20 protein-coding genes and 1 other annotated feature are annotated in these 21593 nt (G+C 27.8%); of the genes, 14 read left to right on the forward strand and 6 right to left on the reverse strand.

All coding sequences use genetic code 11. The features are described from left to right. Positions 1–65 precede the first annotated feature (65 nt). Positions 66–280, forward strand: a binding site (T-box leader). Between the two features lie 72 nt (positions 281–352). Further along, the gene (gene argS, locus Q0V15_RS02130; protein WP_297435532.1) at positions 353–2044 is read left to right on the forward strand and encodes an arginine--tRNA ligase; all 1692 of its coding nucleotides are present in this window, start codon (positions 353–355) and stop codon (positions 2042–2044) included. A 56-nt stretch (positions 2045–2100) separates the two neighbouring features. Here argS and Q0V15_RS02135 read toward each other — a convergent pair whose 3' ends face one another. The 3 genes from Q0V15_RS02135 to Q0V15_RS02145 are packed head-to-tail and all read right to left on the reverse strand — an operon-like array spanning position 2101 to position 4336. Next, positions 2101–2292, reverse strand: a complete 192-nt coding sequence (locus Q0V15_RS02135; protein WP_297435534.1) for a FeoB-associated Cys-rich membrane protein — start codon at positions 2290–2292, stop codon at positions 2101–2103. Between the two features lie 23 nt (positions 2293–2315). Then, entirely contained in the window at positions 2316–4082 is a 1767-nt protein-coding gene (gene feoB / locus Q0V15_RS02140) for a ferrous iron transport protein B (RefSeq protein WP_297435536.1), read from the reverse strand. Positions 4083–4114: 32 nt separating this feature from the next. Further along, complete coding sequence (locus tag Q0V15_RS02145) at positions 4115–4336, reverse strand: ferrous iron transport protein A (RefSeq protein ID WP_297435538.1); 222 nt, start codon at positions 4334–4336, stop codon at positions 4115–4117. Positions 4337–4597: 261 nt separating this feature from the next. On the opposite strand from Q0V15_RS02145, the gene Q0V15_RS02150 reads away from it, so the two are divergent. Continuing rightward, positions 4598–5362 carry a ribonuclease H-like domain-containing protein gene (locus Q0V15_RS02150; RefSeq protein ID WP_297435540.1) on the forward strand — a complete coding sequence of 255 codons (765 nt, stop codon included), beginning with the start codon at positions 4598–4600 and terminating at the stop codon, positions 5360–5362. A gap of 7 nt (positions 5363–5369) precedes the next feature. Here the strand turns inward: Q0V15_RS02150 and Q0V15_RS02155 are convergent, their stop codons facing one another. Beyond that, a complete protein-coding gene (locus Q0V15_RS02155) occupies positions 5370–6200 on the reverse strand; it encodes a ComEC/Rec2 family competence protein (protein ID WP_297435542.1) in 831 nt (276 codons plus the stop codon). 126 nt (positions 6201–6326) lie between these two features. On the opposite strand from Q0V15_RS02155, the gene Q0V15_RS02160 reads away from it, so the two are divergent. Then, positions 6327–7058: a 1-acyl-sn-glycerol-3-phosphate acyltransferase gene (locus Q0V15_RS02160; RefSeq protein WP_297435544.1), complete on the forward strand. Its 732-nt coding sequence runs from the start codon at positions 6327–6329 to the stop codon at positions 7056–7058. A gap of 303 nt (positions 7059–7361) precedes the next feature. Then, positions 7362–9104, forward strand: a complete 1743-nt coding sequence (locus Q0V15_RS02165) for a phosphoenolpyruvate carboxykinase (RefSeq protein WP_297435546.1) — start codon at positions 7362–7364, stop codon at positions 9102–9104. A 127-nt stretch (positions 9105–9231) separates the two neighbouring features. Here the strand turns inward: Q0V15_RS02165 and Q0V15_RS02170 are convergent, their stop codons facing one another. Next, entirely contained in the window at positions 9232–9699 is a 468-nt protein-coding gene (locus Q0V15_RS02170; RefSeq protein WP_297435548.1) for an Lrp/AsnC ligand binding domain-containing protein, read from the reverse strand. Between the two features lie 235 nt (positions 9700–9934). Between Q0V15_RS02170 and Q0V15_RS02175 the strand changes: the two genes are divergently transcribed. The 3 genes from Q0V15_RS02175 to Q0V15_RS02185 all read left to right on the forward strand — a co-directional run bounded on the left by Q0V15_RS02175 (position 9935) and on the right by Q0V15_RS02185 (position 11932). Then, positions 9935–10276: a hypothetical protein gene (locus Q0V15_RS02175; protein ID WP_297435549.1), complete on the forward strand. Its 342-nt coding sequence runs from the start codon at positions 9935–9937 to the stop codon at positions 10274–10276. Between the two features lie 68 nt (positions 10277–10344). Next, positions 10345–11154, forward strand: a complete 810-nt coding sequence (locus Q0V15_RS02180) for a GTP pyrophosphokinase (protein WP_297435551.1) — start codon at positions 10345–10347, stop codon at positions 11152–11154. A 148-nt stretch (positions 11155–11302) separates the two neighbouring features. Continuing rightward, positions 11303–11932, forward strand: coding sequence for a TerD family protein (locus Q0V15_RS02185; RefSeq protein ID WP_297435553.1), 630 nt, complete (start codon positions 11303–11305; stop codon positions 11930–11932). Between the two features lie 93 nt (positions 11933–12025). On the opposite strand, the gene Q0V15_RS02190 is transcribed toward Q0V15_RS02185, so the two are convergent. Beyond that, complete coding sequence (locus Q0V15_RS02190) at positions 12026–13030, reverse strand: CehA/McbA family metallohydrolase (protein ID WP_297435555.1); 1005 nt, start codon at positions 13028–13030, stop codon at positions 12026–12028. A gap of 195 nt (positions 13031–13225) precedes the next feature. Here Q0V15_RS02190 and Q0V15_RS02195 point away from each other — a divergent pair, with 195 nt between their 5' ends. The 7 genes from Q0V15_RS02195 (at position 13226) to purC (ending at position 21590) form a co-directional block, all read left to right on the forward strand. Continuing rightward, positions 13226–14092 carry a S1 RNA-binding domain-containing protein gene (locus tag Q0V15_RS02195; protein WP_297435559.1) on the forward strand — a complete coding sequence of 289 codons (867 nt, stop codon included), beginning with the start codon at positions 13226–13228 and terminating at the stop codon, positions 14090–14092. A gap of 88 nt (positions 14093–14180) precedes the next feature. Further along, positions 14181–14609, forward strand: coding sequence for a YaaR family protein (locus Q0V15_RS02200; protein WP_297435561.1), 429 nt, complete (start codon positions 14181–14183; stop codon positions 14607–14609). A gap of 59 nt (positions 14610–14668) precedes the next feature. Continuing rightward, a complete protein-coding gene (locus Q0V15_RS02205) occupies positions 14669–15100 on the forward strand; it encodes a hypothetical protein (protein WP_297435563.1) in 432 nt (143 codons plus the stop codon). Positions 15101–15365: 265 nt separating this feature from the next. Further along, positions 15366–16412, forward strand: a complete 1047-nt coding sequence (gene alr / locus Q0V15_RS02210) for an alanine racemase (RefSeq protein WP_297435565.1) — start codon at positions 15366–15368, stop codon at positions 16410–16412. A 165-nt stretch (positions 16413–16577) separates the two neighbouring features. Continuing rightward, the gene (locus Q0V15_RS02215) at positions 16578–20309 is read left to right on the forward strand and encodes a phosphoribosylformylglycinamidine synthase (protein ID WP_297435567.1); all 3732 of its coding nucleotides are present in this window, start codon (positions 16578–16580) and stop codon (positions 20307–20309) included. Between the two features lie 97 nt (positions 20310–20406). Next, positions 20407–20886 carry a 5-(carboxyamino)imidazole ribonucleotide mutase gene (gene purE, locus Q0V15_RS02220; protein WP_297435568.1) on the forward strand — a complete coding sequence of 160 codons (480 nt, stop codon included), beginning with the start codon at positions 20407–20409 and terminating at the stop codon, positions 20884–20886. Continuing rightward, a complete protein-coding gene (gene purC, locus Q0V15_RS02225; RefSeq protein WP_297435570.1) occupies positions 20886–21590 on the forward strand; it encodes a phosphoribosylaminoimidazolesuccinocarboxamide synthase in 705 nt (234 codons plus the stop codon). The genes purE and purC overlap by 1 nt, the downstream gene beginning before the upstream one ends. The last annotated feature ends 3 nt before the right edge of the window (positions 21591–21593 follow it).

A 21593-nucleotide genomic window follows, 5' to 3' on the forward strand; every position in this document is an offset into this window, starting at 1 on the left:
GCAATTTGTTACAAAGTGTTGACATAAGCAAAGATTATTTGCTATAATAAGCACAAATCAAATACACAAAATCAGTGATTAGGGAAGTAGTTTAAAAGAGGTCTTAAAGCGAGTAGGAGTAGAGTGGAAGTCCTAAGGAATATTTTAAATGAAATAGAAACCTATGAGATGCTATAAGCTTATATGATATAAGTTTTTAAATAGCCGTATATATGCGTTAATTATTAAAGTGGATGTTACATCAATTAGAGTGGTACCGCGGATTATATTCGTCTCTTATTTATTTTTTAAGTAAAATAAAATAAGAAGGCGTTTTTTTATACAAAAAAATAGTTAGGAGGAAGTAGTTTTTATGAATTATAAAGAATTTGTAGCAAAAAGACTAAAAGAGTTAGTAGGTTTAGAGTTAGATAAAATAGAGGGATTAGTAGAAGTCCCACCAAAAAGTGATATGGGTGATTTTGCATTCCCATGCTTCCAATTATCAAAGGTTATGAGAAAAGCTCCTAATATGATAGCAGCAGATCTTGCTACTGAGATAAATAAAGAAGGATTTGAAAAAGTTGAAGCTTTAGGACCATATATAAACTTCTTCTTAGATAAAACATCATTTAATAAAACAATAATAGAAAAAGTTTTAAATGAAGAGGATCAATATGGTTCAGGTACAGAAGGAGCAGGTAAGAAATATATCGTTGAGTATTCATCTCCTAATATAGCAAAGCCATTCCATGTAGGACATTTATTTACTACTGCAATTGGTAATTCATTATATAAAACTTTAAAATTTGATGGATATGACCCAACAAGAATAAATCACCTTGGTGACTGGGGAACTCAGTTTGGTAAGCTTATAGTAGCTTATAAAATGTGGGGAGATGAAGAAGCTTTAGAGAAAGATCCAATAAGTGAGCTTTTAAGAATATATGTTAAATTCTATTATGAAGCAAAAGAACATCCAGAACTTGATGATGAAGGAAGAAGATACTTCAAAAGACTTGAAGATGGATATGAAGAAGAAGTTGCTTTATGGAATAGATTTAAAGATTTATCATTAAAAGAATTTAATAAAATATATGAAATTTTAAATGTTGATTTTGATTCATGGGCAGGAGAAAGTTTCTATAATGATAAACTTGAAGATGTATCTAAGTTCCTAGAAGAAAGAGGAATATTAGAAGAGAGTAATGGTGCTAAAGTTGTAATGCTTGAGGATTATAATATGCCTCCATGTCTTGTTGTAAAATCTGATGGAGCTTCAATTTATGCTACAAGAGATTTAGCAGCAGCTAGATATAGAAAAGAACATTATGACTTTGATAAATGTATATATGTAGTTGGTAAAGATCAAATACTTCACTTTAAGCAAGTATTTAAAACTTTAGAACTTGCAGGAGAAGAATGGGCTAAGGATTGTGTTCATATTCCATTTGGAGTTGTTAAGTTTGCTGATAAAAAACTTTCAACAAGAAAAGGTGATGTAGTTCTTTTAGAAGAATTATTAAATAATGCTATTGAGAATGCTAAAGAACTTATTGAAGAAAAAAATCCTACTTTAGCAAATAAAGAAGACGTAGCTAAGAAAATAGGTATAGGTGCTATAGTATTCACATATCTTAAAAACTCAAGAGAGAAGGATATAACTTTCAATTGGAAAGAGATGTTAAGCTTTGATGGAGAAACAGCTCCATATGTTCAATATGCTTATGCAAGAGCTAAAAGTATAGTAAGAAGAGCAGGAGAAGTTTCAGTAGAAGCTGATTTTACAAAGCTTACAACTAAAGAAGAATTTGAACTTTGTAAGACATTAGAAGGATTCCATAAAGCAGTACTTGGTGCAATAGATAAACTTGAACCATCAATTATTACTCGATATTCAATTGATGTAGCTAAAGCTTTTAACAAGTTCTATAATGCACATAGTGTATTAAATGTTGAAGATGAATCATTAAAAGCTGCAAGACTTGCTTTAATTAAAGCAGCAGCACAAGTTATTAAAAATTCACTTTCATTAATAGCAGTAGATGTTGTTGAAGAAATGTAATATGAATAGATAATAAAAATCCCACTTAGAAAGAAATTTTCTAAGTGGGATTTCTTTTATTTATGATTTAAATCATTTTTAGGTTTCATCTGAATATTTGAACTACAATTTGAGTTTTCTTTTTTAGGACATTTAGCGGCACATGTACCATTACATGCACAATCTCCTTTAGCTGATTTTTTTATATTTTTGAATAATATATATATTACAGCTAATGCGATGATGATAGTTACTATAATTTGTATCATTTAAATTACTCCTTTATCTTTAGTTAAAGTATCATTAATCCAATATTATAAATTAAGAAAGCACAAACCCAAGCAAGTACTATTTGGAATACAAATGAGATTAATGTAAATTTAGTTCCAAACTCTTTTTTCATAACACCTATAACACTTACGCAAGGTGTGTATAAAAGTACGAATATCATAAATGAATACGCTGAAAGTTCTGTAAAGTGGTGAGCTAACATTACATGTAGGTCACCTTTATAGATAACTTCCATTGTTGAGATAACTGTTTCTTTAGCCATTATACCAGCAAGTAATGAAACAGAAGCTTGCCAATTTCCGAAACCAAGTGGTGCAAAGAATGGTGATATAAATGCTCCAATTGATTGAAGGAAGCTATCCCCTACATTTGTAGTTAAACCTGAGAAGTTAAAACTTTGAAGGAACCATATAAGAACACTCATTGCAAATATGATAGTTCCGGCTTTAACTAAGAAAGATTTACTCTTACTAGAAATTTGTTTATATACATTTTTAGCACTAGGAATTTTATATTCAGGAAGTTCAACAATGAATGGTTCATCATCTTTTCTAAATACTGTATTTTTAAGGGCTAGTCCACATAGGAAAGCAACAACTATACCAATAATGTACATTGATACAACTACAAGACTACTATGTAGTGGAAAATAAACTGATGCAAAGATTACATATACAGGTAATCTTGCGTTACATGACATAAGTGGCGCAAGTAGTGCAGCTAGTTTTCTATCTTTTTCACTTTCAAGACTTCTAGCAGATGTTATAGCTGGAACAGAACAACCAAATCCCATTGTCATAGTTATAAAAGCTTTACCTGAAAGTCCCATTTTTCTCATAAGACCATCCATAAGGAAAGCAACTCTTGCCATATATCCACTTTCTTCAAGTAAAAATATACAGAAGTATAAAGATACTATAAGTGGTAAGAATGCAATGATTCCACCAACACCTGAGATGATACCATCAACAATTAGTGATGTGAACCAACTAGAGCTTCCAGCAAGCATGTGAGTTACAAATGGCATAATACCACTATCAACCCAATTAGCAAGCATATCAGATAGAGGTTGTCCAACCCATGTAAATGTAAATTGGAATACTACATATAATATTAATAAAAATAGTGGATATGCAAAGAATGGATTTAAAACTATAGAATCGATATGTTCTGTAAGTTTAGTAGAACCTTTGCTAGTATCTCTAATATAACTATTAGAAAGTTTTTTTTCTATGTACTTATATGTATCTTCTTCATCTTTAAAATTATAAGTTTTTGTATCTAGGTAACTAGAAAAATCAGTATTTTTAAATTCAGTTTTTAGTTCATTAATTCCAATAGTTTTTGTAAGTGACATAGGAATAACTTTAACATTAAAATTCTCTTCTATTTTTTTAAAATCAATAGAAATCCCTTTTTTTTCAGCTACATCAATCATATTAATAACTAATATAATAGGTTTGTTAAATTGTTTGAGTTGAAGTGTAAGATATAAGTTTCTATCAAGATTAGATGCATCAACTATATTAACTAGTACATCTACATTACCTTCTTCAATAAATTTTTTAGATATTTTTTCTTCATTAGAAAATGCATCCATTGCATAAATACCTGGTAAATCAATTATTTTATTATCCTCAAAGAAACCTTCTTTTTTATCAACTGTTACCCCTGCCCAGTTCCCTACATGTTGGTTTGAACCAGTAAGTGCATTGAATAAAGTAGTTTTCCCAACATTGGGATTACCTATCAGTGCTATTGTCTTCATTTGTTAAATCTCCTTAAATTGAATTATTTAGATTATTTTAAAAAAATGCTTTTAGCATCTTGCTTTCTAATGGCGATATCAAATCCTCTTATACTAATTATTATAGGATCACCACTAAATGGAGCTTTTCTTTTTAGTTTGATGCTTGTCCCATTAACAAACCCCAAAGCTAGTAGTCTTTTTGCAAGTTTTTCATTTCCATTAACATGACTAACTTCCCCAATTTCCCCAATTTTAAGTTTTGTTACATTCATAATAACCCCTCCTTATTGAAACTAATTATCAGTAAGTACATAATATCAAATGAAATTAAATATGTCAATTTGTTTAATAAAATAAAACAAATGATAATATTATTTTAACAAAATGTATACAAGTTATTGCTAGAAGATTAAAATAAAGCATAGGATTTTATTTATATTGATAATAAATAAAATTAATTGACGACTATTAAAGAATATAGTGTTATAATATCTTTATTAAGTCCTAAATTTGAATCGGAAAAGAGTGATAAGGTGATTATAAGAGAGAGAGATGTAGAAGTAGGAGATTTTAATACTGAGCTTTCATTAAAATTTGGTAAGCATGAAGAAATATATAAGAATGCTATTTATTTTGATTTAGAGCATTATGTGTATAAAAAGCCAAAATGTGTTGGTGTTTTTGGAGCTTGTTATTATGATGAAAAAACTAATGTTATAAAAGTAACTCAATATATGATAGAAAATAAAAGTGAAGCTAAAGATGTTTTATATTTAGCTAAAAAGTATTTTATAGATGTATGTGCTAATAAAAAGAAAAAATATATAGTTACGTTTTCTGGTAATAATGACTTTACTGTCATAAACTTTTTATTTGAAAAATACGGAATAAACTTTAATTTTAGTGATTATTTCACTTCAGTAGATATTCAGAAGGTTTATGAGAGTACATTTAAGAAGGGTGTTGGATTAAAAGCACTTGAAAAGAAGTTTGGAATTATAAGAGAAGGTGAACTTATATCAGGTTCTAATTTAGCTAAAACATTCCATAAAGTTTTAAAGGATAAAGAATACTTTAAAAGGATGCCAAAAGAGAAAATTGAAAAAATATTAATATATAATGAGCAAGACGTTGTGAATTTGTTCCATATATTAGTAGGGTGGAATGCTATAATTGAAATTGAAAGAAAAGAAGCTTTAAGACTTGCAGAAGAAAAAAGGTTGCTTGAAGAAAAAACATTAGAGCTAAATGATATAGAAAAAAATAATAATTTCATTAATAATGAAGATAAGCACTAAAAATATATTAGTGCTTATTTTTTTCACTTATTTTTAAGCCATCACTAATTAATAAGATAGTGCCATCTTCATCAGTTCTATAAATTTTGGAGTTTATATCAGTTAGGCTTTCTAATGTTTGTTTATGTGGATGAGAAAATTGATTTTGTATGCCACAGGATATTACTGAAATTTTAGGTGTTGTAGCATTTAAGAACTCTGTTGATGAAGAAGATGAACTTCCATGATGTCCAACTTTTAATACATCAATATCAATATCAAGATTCATAACTTCTTGTTCAGCCTCAATTTCTGCATCACCTGTAAATAAAAAAGAGTTATTTTGATGAGTAAGTTTAATCATTGGTGAGAAATTATTTGTGTTTTCATAGTTTTCTTTTGAGGGAGATAGTATTTCTATATTAATATTTGAATCTATAATTATTTGATTGCTCCCTTTTCTTAAAATATCTATCTTTAAATTATTATTTTTAATTTCTTTTAGCATATTATAAAAATCTTCTGTTTCATAAATAGATTTTGGAGCTAAAAAATTTTCAACTTCAATACTTTTTAAAATAGCATCCATATTACCTATATGATCTTCATGGGGATGGGTTGCTATTAAGTAATCAATTTTATTTATATTATTTAGTTCAAGGTATTTTAGGAGTTTTTCTTCAGATGAATTTGGACCAGAATCAATTAATAAATTAATATTATTATATTCTAGTAAGGTTGCATCTCCTTGTCCGATATCTATAAAGTGTACTTGTAGCAAATTATTAGATTTAGAGCAGGATGTTAAAGATAAAGATATAGATAGAAAAGTAAAAATTAGAATAAAAAATTTTATCATACTATCACCTCATTTTACATTTACAAATATTGTAAATGTAAAATAACATTTAGTAAAGTGTGAAATTATGAAAAAAATATAAAATATGAAGTATAATATAGATATATTGATAAAAGGAGAATGAAAATGAATAAAATTTTTCAAAAATTAAAATATGGTATATTGATAGTAAGATATTTAATCTATATGGTTTGGTTCTTTATAGAAAGTTTAATGGTTCCTATGGTTACTAAATTTAAAGGTCAAGCAGCGGCAGAAGAGTACAAGCATAAAGCAGTTCAAAATTGGTGTGCATTTACTTTTAAAGTTATTGGATCTGAAGTTGAATTTATAGGACAAGAGAACATTCCAGATGAACATTGTTTATTTGTTGGAAATCATCAAGGAATATTAGATATACCAGCATTGATGCTTGGAGCTAATAGAACAATTGGGTTTATTGCAAAAAAAGAATTATTTAAAGTTCCTATAATGGGAAGATGGATAAAGTTATGCCATAGTGTAGGTATAGATAGGGAAGATCCAAGAGATGCTGTAAGAGTTATAAAAGAAGGTGTGCAGCATTTAACTAATGGATTTTCACTAGGTATATATCCAGAGGGGACAAGATCTAAAAATGGAAAAATACAAGAGTTTAAGTCAGGAAGTTTAAAACTTGCTATAAGAGCTAAGGTTCCTGTTATTCCAGTTACAGTTGATGGTACTTATGCAGCTTATGAAGAAAATAAAAAATTTAAGCAAGTAAAAATAAAAGTAATATATGGAAAACCTATATATGTTGAAAATCTCAGCAAGGAAGAGCAAAAAGATTTAGCTGTAATAATACATGATCAAATAGAGAGAAATTTGAATAATTAGCATAAAGCGCATACATTTTTAAAATGTATGCGTTTTAATTTTAATATAATAAAGACAAATATTAAGAAAAAATAAGAAATATAAGGGTGCATGTCAAAAAAACAATATTTGCAATAAGTTAATATAATAAAATCACAAATTTGATAAAAAGTTTGATAAAAGCCCAATAAGTTTAAAAAATAAAAAGAAAATGAAAAAAATATTTTGAAAAATTGCAAAAGTAATGTTATACTTATAAAAACAAAACAAGAATGAATTTTTAGAAAAAAAATATAATGTTTGGAAAATAGGGGGTAACAGGTTATGAGAAAAGAATTTTCTTTAAGTAATGATAAGGCAACAATTAACTTCACAGCAAAATATTGTGATAGTTTTGAGTCGATAATGAATAGCCATGGGTTTACAAGAATTGTAGAGGCTTATTTAACAAAGACAAAGGATAAAAATACAAATAACTTTAAATTTTTAAAGGAAGCATTTAAAACTGAAGACATAAAACTAATTAGAATGGAATTAATAGGGGCATTTAAATTATTAAGTATGATGAAATCAGAAGAAGTTATATCAGTTAATTCTAAGTATGAGCAGTTATTAGAAGTTGAGACAAAACTTTTAGCTGTTATAGAAGATATATATTCATTTTGGAGAAAATTAGAAAGATATACTGTTATGCATAATAATAAAGTTAAGGCTGGAATTGCAGCAGTAAGTTTTGCAGAAGCAAATACTTCATTTTCACAACTTATATTAAGATTTTATAGAAGAATAACAAAAAATCTTTTAAATGAGAGTCCAAGAGTTTATAGACAGGTTCCAGCTGGTGGAAATGCTTGTATAATGCTTAATGATGTTATATGGCCAATACCTACAGGATATGAAGTTTTAGAAAAAATAAACTTTATAGATTCTATATCACTTGAAACACCATTTATAACATATCCTAAGAGAAATACAAGAGATGGAATGTTTAGTGAAACTTTTGAAAATCCAATAAAAGGTATGAGTATAAATGAAGAGCATTGGTTCTGTTATCCAATAAAAGTTGGAGGACTTCTTGCACATGTCTACTTCCATAGAGATCTAATGTCACATGGAATAACTTTATGCAACTTATTTGAAATGGCAAAGCCATCAGAATATAGAGGTAAAAAACCTGATATTATTTATGCTTATGGAGATAAAAATGGTGGAGAAAACAGAAATGTATTCTATAAAGATACAAAAAATGATTTAATGGTTGGATATGTAAATTATAGTGAAGATGTAGATTACTTTGGATATATGAAAAAGATGATATTAACACTTCATAACCTTATGATGCTGGAAAGAGGTAATTTACCAATACATGGTGCAATGGTTAAGATACTTCTTAAAACAGGAAAAGAAGCAAATATTATCATAATGGGTGATAGTGGAGCTGGTAAATCAGAAAGTTTAGAGGCGTTTAGAACACTTAGTGAAGATTATATTAGTGAAATGACAATTGTTTTTGATGATATGGGAAGTATTAAAATTGAAAATAATGAAGTTATAGGATATGGAACTGAAATTGGAGCATTTGTTAGACTTGATGATTTAGATCCTGGATATGCTTTTAAAGAAATTGATAGAAGTATATTTATGAATCCTGATAAAATTAATGCAAGACTTGTAATACCAGTAGCTTCATATGAGGAAATTATGGCAGGGTATAAAGTAGATTTATTCTTATATGCTAATAATTATACTGATATAAGAGATGGTAAAAAGTCTATTAGTTACTTTAATACAGCAGAAGAGGCTATTGATACATTTAGAAAAGGTGCTAGAGTAGCAAAAGGAACAACTACGGAGCTTGGTCTTGTAGAATCATACTTTGCAAATCCATTTGGACCAGCACAAAAAAGTAAAGAATGTGATGTTCTTTTAGATAGATACTTCAATAAAATGTTTGAAAATAATATTAAAGTTGGAGAAATTAATACATGTCTTGCTATACAGGGACTTGAAAAAGAAGGACCTAGAAAAGCAGCGTTAGAGTTATTTGATATCATAAAAGAATTATAATATGAGTTTATGCTAAGTGTTTTAAATACTTAGCATAATTTTTTTGAAAATGGATAAACTAAAAAAAGCGAATAAAAAAAATAAGCATAGTACAAGTAATTTGTACTATGCTTATTTGGAGATTATATTAAAGTCTAATATTTCTATCGATTGGTTGAGATAATGAGATAAATGTATCAGTTCTGTTGATACCATCTATTATATTAACCTTATTTAATAAAATATCTTGTAAATCTGAAATACTTTTGCAAACTAACTTAGCAAAGATAGTGTAAGCACCAGTTATTAAGTGAAGCTCTACAATTTCTTTAATTGCTGAAAGTTTATCAAATATTTCGTTGTAAGATGACGTACAGTCAACATATATTCCAACAAAACAAGTAACATCGTAACCTAGTTTTGAAAGATTTAAAAGGATTCTAGTTCCTTTTATTATGCCAAGATCCTCCATTTTCTTCATTCTAACATGAATTGTACCACCAGAAACGTGGCAGATTCTTGCTATCTCAAGATATGGAGTTCTACAATCTTTGATCAGTATATCTAATATTTGTAAGTCTAGTTCATCTAAGTGCATTGAATTTGATAAAGACATAAAATCACCTCGTATATAATATTTTTTGACATTATTATTCTATCAAATATTTATGAATTTTTAAAGACAAAGTTATAAAAAACTCGAAAAAAATTAATAAAATTGATAAAAAATTAATAAAATTTAAAAAATAACCTAGATATTGGTAAATATAATGTGGAAAAATAAATTTTTTGTTGAAAATAATAGCAAATTCATCTAAAATTAAGATAAGAATAATTAAGGAGGGGACAATATGTTTGAAATGTTAAAAGTTATACTGATAACGGTTGGGTTTGCTATTTTAATTTTTGTAGCGTATATGTTACTTAGTAGATATGTATTTAGTAAAATAAGAGTTAATAAATGGATATTGTTAGCAATAGCAGCAATATTTTTAGCAGCATCATTTTTAGTTCCAGGAACAGGTGGAGTTATAGATTTAATTAAGATGCCTTTAATGGGAATAGCAGCAATACTATTCTTCTGGTTCTTTGATGTTCATAAAGATGGTAATCCAAGTATTAAAAAAGCAGAGAAAAAAGTAGTAATTAAGTCAAAAGCTAAACCTAATAGGGTTAAAAATAATAAAAAATAAAAGAATAGCCCTTCAGGGGCTATTTTTTATATTATGAAATATAGTTTCTAGCATAAGAGGAGATAATTATGGAGAGAATTTTAAAATTGCAAGAAGTGTTACAAAAATATCCTAGCACTGAAAAAATTATAGAAGAAAATAATATAGATCTAGAAGAACTTGGAGAAATTTATATTAATTATATTAATTCACGAAGCTCATATGAAAATCAAGCTGAATTTATAGCTAATATATTAAGGGGCAATCCTAATATTCATACGGTTAAATCTAGAATTAAACAAAGTGATAGACTTGTTGAAAAAATAATTAGAAAGACAGTGGATAGGAAAAATAAATATGGAGATAATTTTAAATTTACAGTAGAAAATTATAAAGAAGAAATAAATGACATAATTGGTGTTAGGGTAATGCATATTTTTAAAGATGAATGGGAACAAATTCATAACTTTATTAATGATACTTGGAAGGTTATAGAGATTACAGCAAATGTTAGAGCAGGAGATAATACTGAGAAGTTTAATGATTTAGATATTGAAGTAAGATCTAGACCGTCAGGATATAGGTCAGTTCATTATTTAGTGGAACTTAATTATACTAGAACTAATAAAATTATAGCGGAAATACAAGTTAGAACAATATTTGAGGAAGGTTATGGAGAGATAGATCATAGGCTTAGATATTCACATGATAATATTCCTGATATATTAAAATCTAATATTTTGCTATTTAATAGAATTATAGGTAGTGCTGATGAGATGGCATCACTTATAAATAGTTTAAGTAATGAACTTTTGGAAAAAGATAAAAAACATATAGAATTATTAGATGAAAAAGATTTAGAGATAGAAAGATTGAAAAAAATATTAGAGGGAAAATAACTTTTTAATTAAAATATATTTAATGGGTAAACTAGTAAAAGGATTTTTAATATGCTGTAGTTTTAAAAAATTAAAGATTTTATGAGTAGGAAATATAATGGTATAATATAGACATATAAATATTAAATTAGAAATGGAGGCAATATAGATGGGAATTAATTTAGGAAGTGGTTTTGGTGGAATGCAACAGCAACAACAATCAATGGGTTCTGCTATGCCGATAGTGAACTTACAAAAAAATGATATATTAGATTTAACAAAAAGAGAACCAGGACTTACAAACGTTATTCTAGGGGCAGGATGGGATGTATCACAGCATGGTGTAGGTTTTGATGTAGATATATCAGCAGTTATGTTAAATAGTAATGGTAAGTTACAAAATGGTGGAAGTGATGTAATCTTCTTTAATAATAAATCAGTACAAGGGGTACAACTTGGTAGTGATAACAGAACAGGTGCTGGTGAGGGTGATGATGAAGAAATTAAAATAGATTTATCACAGGTAAGATCAGACGTACAAAAAATTGTATTTATAGTAAATATTCATGATGCAGCAAATAGAAGACAAACATTTGGAATGATTAATGATTCATATGTTAGACTTATGAATGGTGCTACTAACTCAGAATTATGTAGATTTGTGTTAAAAGATGATGCTTCAACAGCAACTTCAATGATATTTGCTGAGTTATATAGACAAGGGTCAGAATGGCAGTTTAGAGCTATTGGAGAAGGTAAGATGGCTGATCTTAACGGAATACTTGGTATGTTCATTTAAGAGTTGAAACTGAATATAATTATTAAAAAGATTAAAAAGATTAAAAAGATTAAAAACATGATTTTGAGCAAAGTTGCTTAAAATCATGTTTTTTTAATTGAAATCTATAAATATTGGAGAAGTTATGCCTTCTCGTTTATCATTTAACACTACTTTAACCACATACCATAATTCTGTTTGTGAAGCTTTTTTCTCAAACATAAATTTTACAGTGTGAAGGTCAATGTTTAAAAGTTCTTTTACAATGGTATTATTAGAAGTAATAATTTGTAGTTTGGAAATTTTTCTATTTACATCAAGAGTGTTAATGAAAAAGTTTAAAGTTTCATTTTCAGTTGATTTTAAAGTACTACCCATTATATTCATATTAATTGTAAAAAACATTTTGAGTGATTTAGATTCTGTAGAAAATGAAAAATGATTTTTGAGTGAAGATACTATATCTTTATTAGATAGTGAATTTGCTATAACACAAGTTAAATTTTCTTCTTTACCTATATTAAGTTTATGATTATCTTGACTATTTATAGCAGCAAGTTTCCAACCTCTATCAAGCATTGAGTAGTAGATCTTATCATGTTTAGTATATTTTTTATTGAAGATACCATTTCCAAGTTCAATTGTTTTAATAAAATTATTATTTGTTTCTGAATATGGAATTGAAAGTGCTGAGTTATTTGGATGATTTATAGCAACAATAGTATCGGTATCTTTAGAACACCAAATAATTAAAGATTCTATAGAATCAATAGTACCTAGAAAATAGTTTGGTGAATTTATAATATTAAGATGTCCAAATGACTTAGTATGAGTTTCAAAACCTTGTAAAATTAAAAAATTTGAATATTTTTTATTATATTTAGTTATTAACTTATTTAAATTAGACCATTTATTAAGTTTTATATTATCAGCAAAATATGAGTTGTGGTCAGTAATTATAACAAAATCTAAATCATTTTTATATGCAAGTTCAATACACTCACTTGGAGAAGCTTTACCAGTTGATAAAGTGGTATGGCAATGAGGAACTCCATAAAAAAACTTGAGATTTTCTATATTAAAATTATTATTTACATCAGTAGAATTTTTTTTGTTCAAATAGTACACCTACCTTTGAGGTTATTATTGTTTTAAAACTTTACATTTTAAATAAACAAGGTTAATATTATATGATAGATATTTAAAAGCACATATGAAAACTTGTTTATTTGGGTAAGTCTTATATATAAGTTTATTCAAATAAAAATTATCTTATAACTTAAGAATAAAAATGTGTTTAAACAGGAGGATTTTATGATAAAAATCGGAGATTATAATAAATTAGAGGTTGTTAGACAATCTGCATTTGGAATGTTTTTAGGAGCTAAAACATCAAGTACTGATGATGATATATTAATACCTAACAATAACATACTAACAAACGATGTTAAAATTGGTGATGAAATAGAAGCATTTATTTATAGAGATTCAGCAGATAGATTAATTGCAACAGAGAAGAAACCACTTGCAGTAGTTGGTGATTTAGCTGTACTTACTATAAAAGAATTAAATGAGAAAATAGGAGCTTTTGCAGATTTAGGTTTAGAGAGAGATATTTTAATTCCATTTAAAGAGCAAAAGTATACTTTAGAAGTAGGGAAATCTTATTTACTATACATATATGTTGATAAAACAGGAAGACTTGCAGCAACAACTGATGTTGATAGAGATTTAGATTATATGGAAGATGCAGAGCTTAATGCAGAAGCTACAGGAATAATTTATGGGTTCCAAACAAATGGATCACTTAGTATTGCTATAGATAATAAGTATAAAGGTGCTGTACTTACTAAAGAGTTCTATGAGAATTTTAAGATTGGTGATACAGTAACAGGAACAATAAGCAGAATATATGAAGATGGTATTGTAACATTAAGATTAAGAGCTAAAAAGCTTGAAGAAAAAGGGAAACTTGAAACTGAAATTTTAGAGTATTTAAAAAATAATGGTGGTCAAATGAAATTATATGATAAAAGTTCACCAGAAGCTATTAAAGATGTATTTAAGTGTTCTAAAAAATACTTTAAAATGTCACTTGGTGGTTTAATGAGAGCTAAATTAATAACACAAGATGAAACTGGAACTAAATTAATAGTACAAGGTGAAACTGAGTTAGTTTAAGATGTCTGAAAAGACATCTTTTTTTTATTTGATGAATTTAATTAATTGATGTAATATTATTTATAAGAAATGTATTTGGAGGGGAAATATGGAGATTAGAGGTACTGAAAGAAATCAAAGAACAGAGTTTAAAAAAGAAGATTCAAAAATAAATGCAAAAAAGGAGTTTTCACAAAATTTTAATGATGCAAAAGATAGAAAATCAAATGAAGAGTTACAAAAAATGATAAAAGATATAAAATCTAAGGGTGATAGATTAATTTTAAATAAATCATATGGAGATGTAAGGGCATACAAAAGGCTCATAAAAGATTATTTAAAAGAAGTTTTAGCACATATGTATAAGATAAAAAATAATACAAGTTTTTGGCAAACTCAATATTTTATAACTGTTGAGACAATAGATGAAAAACTGGAAAATCTTACAGTTGAATTATTAAAAGCAGAAAAAGATAATTTGAAGGTAGCAGGAACTGTAGATGAAATACAGGGAATGATAGTAGATATCTATAAATAGGTTATCTTTTGTATACATTGATACATATAATTAATGATATCAATTTAAAGAGGTAGCTTATGAATAATGATGGATGTTTGGTTTTGTGTATAAGCAGTGAAATAGGAACTCCAATATATAATGCAAAAATAGAAATAAAAAATGATGATAATTTCTATGTGCTAAGAACAAATTTCTGTGGAATTGGAAGTATTAAAATAAATTATGGTGAATATATACTTAGAATATCAGCAAATGAATTTAAAAATAGAAAGTTTAAAATAAAATTTAATGAAAAATGTTCATTTTTATCATTAATATTAAAATCAATAGAAAATATGATATATGGCTATATAATAGAAGAAAATAAAGCAAATATAAATATTAATCTTCTATATGAAATTGTTGATGGGACTTATGTTAAGGTTAAAGAAACAAAGTCAGATGATACTGGTTTATATAAATTTGAAAATAATCCAAGAGGGAAATATAAAGTTCAAGCAGAAGAATAAAGTATAAAAGTATATTTGTAGTAGAAGTTTCTATTACAAATATACTTTTTTGAGTTAATATTTAAAGGTGAAAATATTTTAGAGATTTTTAATATATAATAAGTAAAAAGAAATATGATTAAAAAAAGTTTAAATGTTAAAAATTAATAAGATGATATAAATTTAGAAAATAATATCAAAATTGAGGATAATGAAATTTTTTTCATGGTATGCTATAATTATATTAAATAATACTAATGAAAAAGAGGTTTGAAAGGATTAAAATATGAATTTTTGGTGTGAAGTTTATCTAAATAGATTAGAAAAAAATATAGAAATTATAAAAAAGATAATTGGAGAAAAAAAGTTAATAGGAGTTGTTAAAGGTGATGCATATGGTCTTGGTTTAACTGAAGTTGCAAAGTTTTTAGCAGATAAGGTTGACATAATAGCAGTAGCTGATATGGAAGAGGCAAATAAGATTAGCAGTGATACTGAAGTTCTTATATTATCTCCATTATGTCAGGAAAGTTGTTTTAAGGCTAATAGAAAAAATTTGATTTTAAGTATAGATAATAAAGAAGTTTTAAATTTCATAGAAAAAGATGAGGAATATAGGGTTCATATATATATTGATAGTGGTATGAATAGAATGGGAATAAAGCCTACAGAGTTGGATGGCTTTATTAAGGAGTTAAAGGATAATTATAAAAATATTAAAATAGAAGGAATATACACACATTTACATAAGACTGCTGATGAAGAATATACATTAAAGCAAATTGAGGTATTTAGAACTTGTTCAGAAAAGTATATAGGAGAAGTTGAATATATTCACTGCCTTGCATCTAGTGGGATAATAAGTAATAAATTAAGAGGTGCAGCTAGTTTTACAACTGCAGCTAGGGCTGGAAATATACTATATGGTTATATTGGTGCAAGTGTTGGCATAAAGAAAGTTTTTGATTATTATGCTAAAGCAGTTTCAATATATCAAGTTAAATCAGGCGATACGGTTGGGTATGGAGCTAAGTATAAAGCACATAAAGATATGACAGTTGGAATACTTCCAGTTGGAAATGTTCAAGGGCTTGGAGTAACTAGAGAAATTCATAAAAATGTTATATATGATGTAGCTAGAGCTTTTATTAGGTCTTTTAAGGAAAGACCAATAATATTTAATGAAGCAAGACCGGTAGGAGTAGTTGGAAAACCTAATATGAATGTTACTATTATAGATTTTGAAAATTATGATAAAGAAGATAAATTTAAATTAGAAATGTCACCAATAATCTCTAATAGTTTGGTAGAAAAGAAATATATAATTGAATAAAAACATATAATTAAATAAAAAAGAAAGCATATAATTCAAAACACGAATTATATGCTTTCTTTTTGCAAAAAACGTTTGACCTTAAAGGAAGTAAGTGGTAATATGTATTTATAACACGAACAATAAGTATAAAAAATATTTTAAAATTCGTGAATGGGGGTTGCTATGTTAAGTTTATTTTATGTTGAAAAGAAAAAAGGGTTTGATATTGAAGCGAAAGGGTTGTTAGAAGATTTTAAAAAGAACCTAGCAATAGATAAACTTTTAGAGGTTAGGCTTTTAAATAAATATATTGTAAATGGTCAAGATGTTGATAGTATAGAAAGTATTTTATACGAGCCTACGGTAGATACACTAAATAAGGAAAAGATATTTTTAAATGATGATGAAATTGCATTTGCAGTAGAATATTTACCAGGGCAGTATGATCAAAGAGCTGATGCAGCAAGTGAATGTTTTGCAATTTTAAATAAGGGAAGAAAAATTAAAATTAAAAGTTCAAAAGTTCTTATACTAAAAGGAAGTTTAACATCAGATGAAGTTGATAAAATAAAAAAATATTATATCAATAATGTAGATTCTAAAGAAGTTGATTATTTAAGTAGCGAGTTTGAAGAAAATTATTTAGTTCCAAATTCAGTAGAAATACTAAATGATTTTATAACTTTAGATTTAAAAAGTCTTGGAGATTTCCATAAAGAGTTAGGACTTGCTATGAGTCTTGAAGATATAAAAATGATTCAAGATTATTTTAAATCAGAAAAAAGAAATCCTACTATAACAGAAATAAAGGTTATAGATACTTATTGGTCGGATCATTGTAGACATACAACATTTGAGACAAGCATAGATAAAGTTGAGATAGAAGAAAGTAAATATACAGAGTCTTTAAAAAAATCGTTTGAAGATTATAAAGTAAGTAGAAGTTTTGTATATGAAGATAAAAATAGAGATATGACATTTATGGATATGGCAGTTATATCAATGAAAGAAATGAGAAAAAGAGGAATATTAAATGACTTAGATATTTCAGAAGAGATAAATGCATGTTCAATTAATATAGAGATAGAAACAGATAAAGGGATGGAAGAGTATCTATTAATGTTTAAAAATGAAACTCATAACCATCCAACAGAAATAGAACCATTTGGTGGAGCAGCTACTTGTCTTGGTGGAGCAATAAGAGATCCACTTTCAGGAAGAACGTATGTATATCAAGCAATGAGAATAACTGGATGTGGAGATCCTACTGTTAAGGTTAGTGATACGATTGATGGTAAGTTATCACAAAGAAAGATAACTCTTGGAGCAGCTAATGGATATAGCTCATATGGAAATCAGATTGGTCTTGCAACAGGTGAGGTTAGAGAAATTTATCATAATGGATATATTGCAAAAAGAATGGAAGTTGGGGCAGTTCTTGGAGCAGCACCAAAAGAAAATGTTTTAAGAGAAGTTCCAGTTGCTGGAGATGTAATAATACTTCTTGGTGGAAAAACTGGTAGAGATGGTTGTGGTGGTGCAACAGGTTCATCAAAAGAACATAGTGAACTATCAATAGAACTATGTGGGGCAGAGGTTCAAAAAGGAAATGCACCAACGGAAAGAAAGATACAAAGGTTATTTAGAAATAAAGAAATAACAAGGCTTATAAAAAGGTGTAATGATTTTGGCGCTGGTGGAGTTTCAGTTGCAATCGGAGAACTTTGTGATTCATTAGATATTAATTTAGATTTAGTACCTAAGAAATACGCAGGGCTTGATGGAACTGAACTTGCAATATCAGAGTCACAAGAAAGAATGGCTGTAGTTGTTAAAAAAGAAGATGCAAAGAGATTTATAGAAATTTCAAATGCAGAAAATTTAGAAGCAACAGAAGTAGCGAAAGTTACCGATACAGGATACATGAGAATGTTCTGGAATAATGAAAATATAGTTAATTTGAAAAGAGAGTTTTTAAATACAAATGGCGCAAGACAACATACTGATATATATGTTAAAGCTCCAAGTGATAATTTTGATTACTTTACTCCAAGCTCTGATTTAGAACTTAGAGAAAGAATAACAAATTCACTTAAAGATTTAAATATATCATTACAAAAGGGTCTTGTAGAAAGATTTGATAGTACTATAGGAACAGGAACAATACTTATGCCGTTTGGTGGAAAGTATCAGCTTACTCCAGCAGAAGGAATGGCTTGTAAAATACCATTAATGGATGGATATACGAATGATTGTTCAATTATGACATCAGGACTTAATCCAGAAATAGCTAGTTGGAGTCCATATCATGGAGCGTATTATAGCATAATAGAAGCAGTGACAAAGGTTGTTTCTATTGGTGGAAGTTATGAAAAGGTTAGACTAACACTTCAAGAATATTTTGAAAAATTAGGAACTGATAAGGCTAGATGGGGGAAACCTTTTGCAGCATTAATGGGAGCTTATAAAGTTCAAAAAGAGTTATTAATACCAGCTATTGGTGGTAAAGATTCAATGTCAGGAAGTTTTGGAAATCTTGATGTACCTCCAACTCTTGTAGCTTTTGCAGTAACTACTGATAAAGCAGAGTTTATAAAATCTCCAGAATTTAAAAATGAAAATTCTAAAGTTATAGAATTAAAAGTTAAAAGAGAAGAAGATAGTCTTTTAAATATGGATGAATTTAAGAAAATGCTTATAGTTGTAGAAAGTTTAAATAAAGCAGGGAAAATATTAGCATTAAATTCAATTAAAAGTGGTGGAATGCTAGAAGCTTTAGTGAAAATGTCTATAGGTAATAAAATTGGATTTGATATAAATGGTGAGATTACTTCAGATGAGTTATTTGAAAGAAATTATGGATCAATGATTATAGAAGTAAGCAAAGATTTTAATTTAGAGAGTATTAAAGAATTAGAATATAAAGTTGTAGCAACAACAAATTCAGAGATGAAAATTAATATTTTATCAGAAGTTTTTGAAATTGATGAACTTATAGGAAGTTTAAGTGAAAAATTAGAAACTGTATTTAAATCAGAAACTAAAAAAACTGAAACTTTTGCAGAAAATATAGAATTTGAATCGGTTAAGAAGCTTAAAGCTAAAAATAAAGTTTTAATCCCAAGAGTTTTAATTCCGGTATTCCCTGGTACTAACTGTGAATATGATAGCAGAAAAGCTTTTGAAAAAGCAGGAGCTTGTGTAACAGAACTTGTATTTAGGAATTTAACACCAGAAGCATTAGCAGAGTCACTTGAAAATCTTGAAAAAGAAATAAGAAAATCTCAAATAGTAATGTTACCAGGTGGGTTCTCAGCTGGGGATGAGCCAGATGGTTCTGCAAAGTTTATTGCAACTATTTTTAGAAATGAAAATATTAAAGAGGCAGTAACAGATTTACTAGAGAATAGGGATGGATTAATGATTGGTATATGCAATGGATTCCAAGCTCTTATAAAACTTGGACTTGTACCATATGGAAAGATAGTTGAGCTTGATGAAACTATGCCAACTTTAACTTATAACAATATAGGAAGGCATATGAGTTCTATAGTTAGAACTAAAATATGTTCAAACAAATCACCTTGGCTTTATAATACTGAAGTTTCAGATACTTATAACGTAGCAATTTCACATGGTGAAGGAAGATTTTTTGCAAGTGAAGATGTAATAGCTAAGCTTATTGAAAATGGACAAGTTGCAACACAATATGTTGATTTAGATGGAAAGGCAAGTTTAGATATGCCATTTAATCCTAATGGATCAGTTATGGCTATAGAAGGTATAACAAGTATTGATGGCAGAGTTTTAGGGAAGATGGGACACTCAGAGAGAATTGGAGAGAATCTTTATAAGAATGTTATAGGAGATTTCGATTCTAAAATATTTGAAGCTGGTGTAAATTACTTTAAATAAATAATTAATCTACATTTATATTATGTTAAGTAATATAAATGTAGATATTATATAAATTTTTCAATTAATCAATTAATTTTATTAGGAGGAATCGTTAATGAAAGTAGCAATATTTTTTGGAAGTAAATCAGATACTGAAGTTATGAGAGGTGCAGCTAATGCTTTAAAGGAATTTGGGGTAGAATATAAGGCATATATATTATCGGCACATAGAGTTCCTGAAAAGCTTGAAGAAACTTTAATAAATGCAGAAAAAGCAGGATGTGAAGTAGTTATAGCTGGAGCAGGGCTTGCAGCACATCTACCGGGAGTAATTGCATCAAAGACTACTATGCCAGTTATAGGTATTCCAATAAATGGAGCAATTGGTGGACTTGATTCTTTATATTCAATAGTTCAAATGCCAAAAGCAATACCAGTTGCAACTGTAGGTATAAATAATAGTTATAATGCAGGAATGTTAGCAGTTCAAATGCTTTCTATAAAGTATGAGGATATAAAAGAAAAGTTGAATTTATATAGAACAAATATGAAAGTTAAATTTATAGAAGAAAACGGTGAAGGAGTAGATTTATAATGGTAGCAAGAGAAATGTTATATGAGGGAAAAGCAAAAAGAATATTTAGTACAGATGACGCAGATAAGGTAATAGTATATTACAAAGATGATGCAACAGCATTTAATGGTGAGAAAAAAGCTGAGATTGATGATAAGGGAATTCTTAATAATGCTATAACAACTGTTATTTTTGAAATGCTTAAAGAAAATGGAATTAGAACTCATTTTATAGAAAAATTAAATGAGAGAGAGCAACTTTGTGAAAGAGTAGAAATTATACCTTTAGAAGTTATAGTAAGAAATGTAGCTGCTGGAAGTATGGCAAAAAGACTTGGTCTTGAAGAGGGCTTTGCTCTTAAAACAACAGTTTTAGAACTTTCTTATAAAGATGATAGCCTTGGAGATCCTCTTATAAATGACTATCATGCTGTAGGAATTGGTGCTACAACTTTTGAAGAACTTGAAGTTATTTATGATATGACAAGAAAAATAAATGATTTATTAAAAGCATTCTTCAAAAAACAAAATATAAACTTAATAGACTTTAAAATCGAATTTGGTAGAACTAAAACTGGTGAAGTTGTTTTAGCAGATGAAATTTCTCCTGATACTTGTAGATTTTGGGATGCTACAACTGGTGAAAAGTTAGATAAAGATAGATTTAGAAGAGATATGGGAAATGTAAAAGACGCATATGTAGAAATTTTAAATAGAATAAAGTAGTTT

The organism is uncultured Clostridium sp. (genome assembly GCF_947036855.1).
In the GTDB taxonomy this organism is placed as follows: Bacteria; Bacillota; Clostridia; order Clostridiales; family Clostridiaceae; genus Sarcina.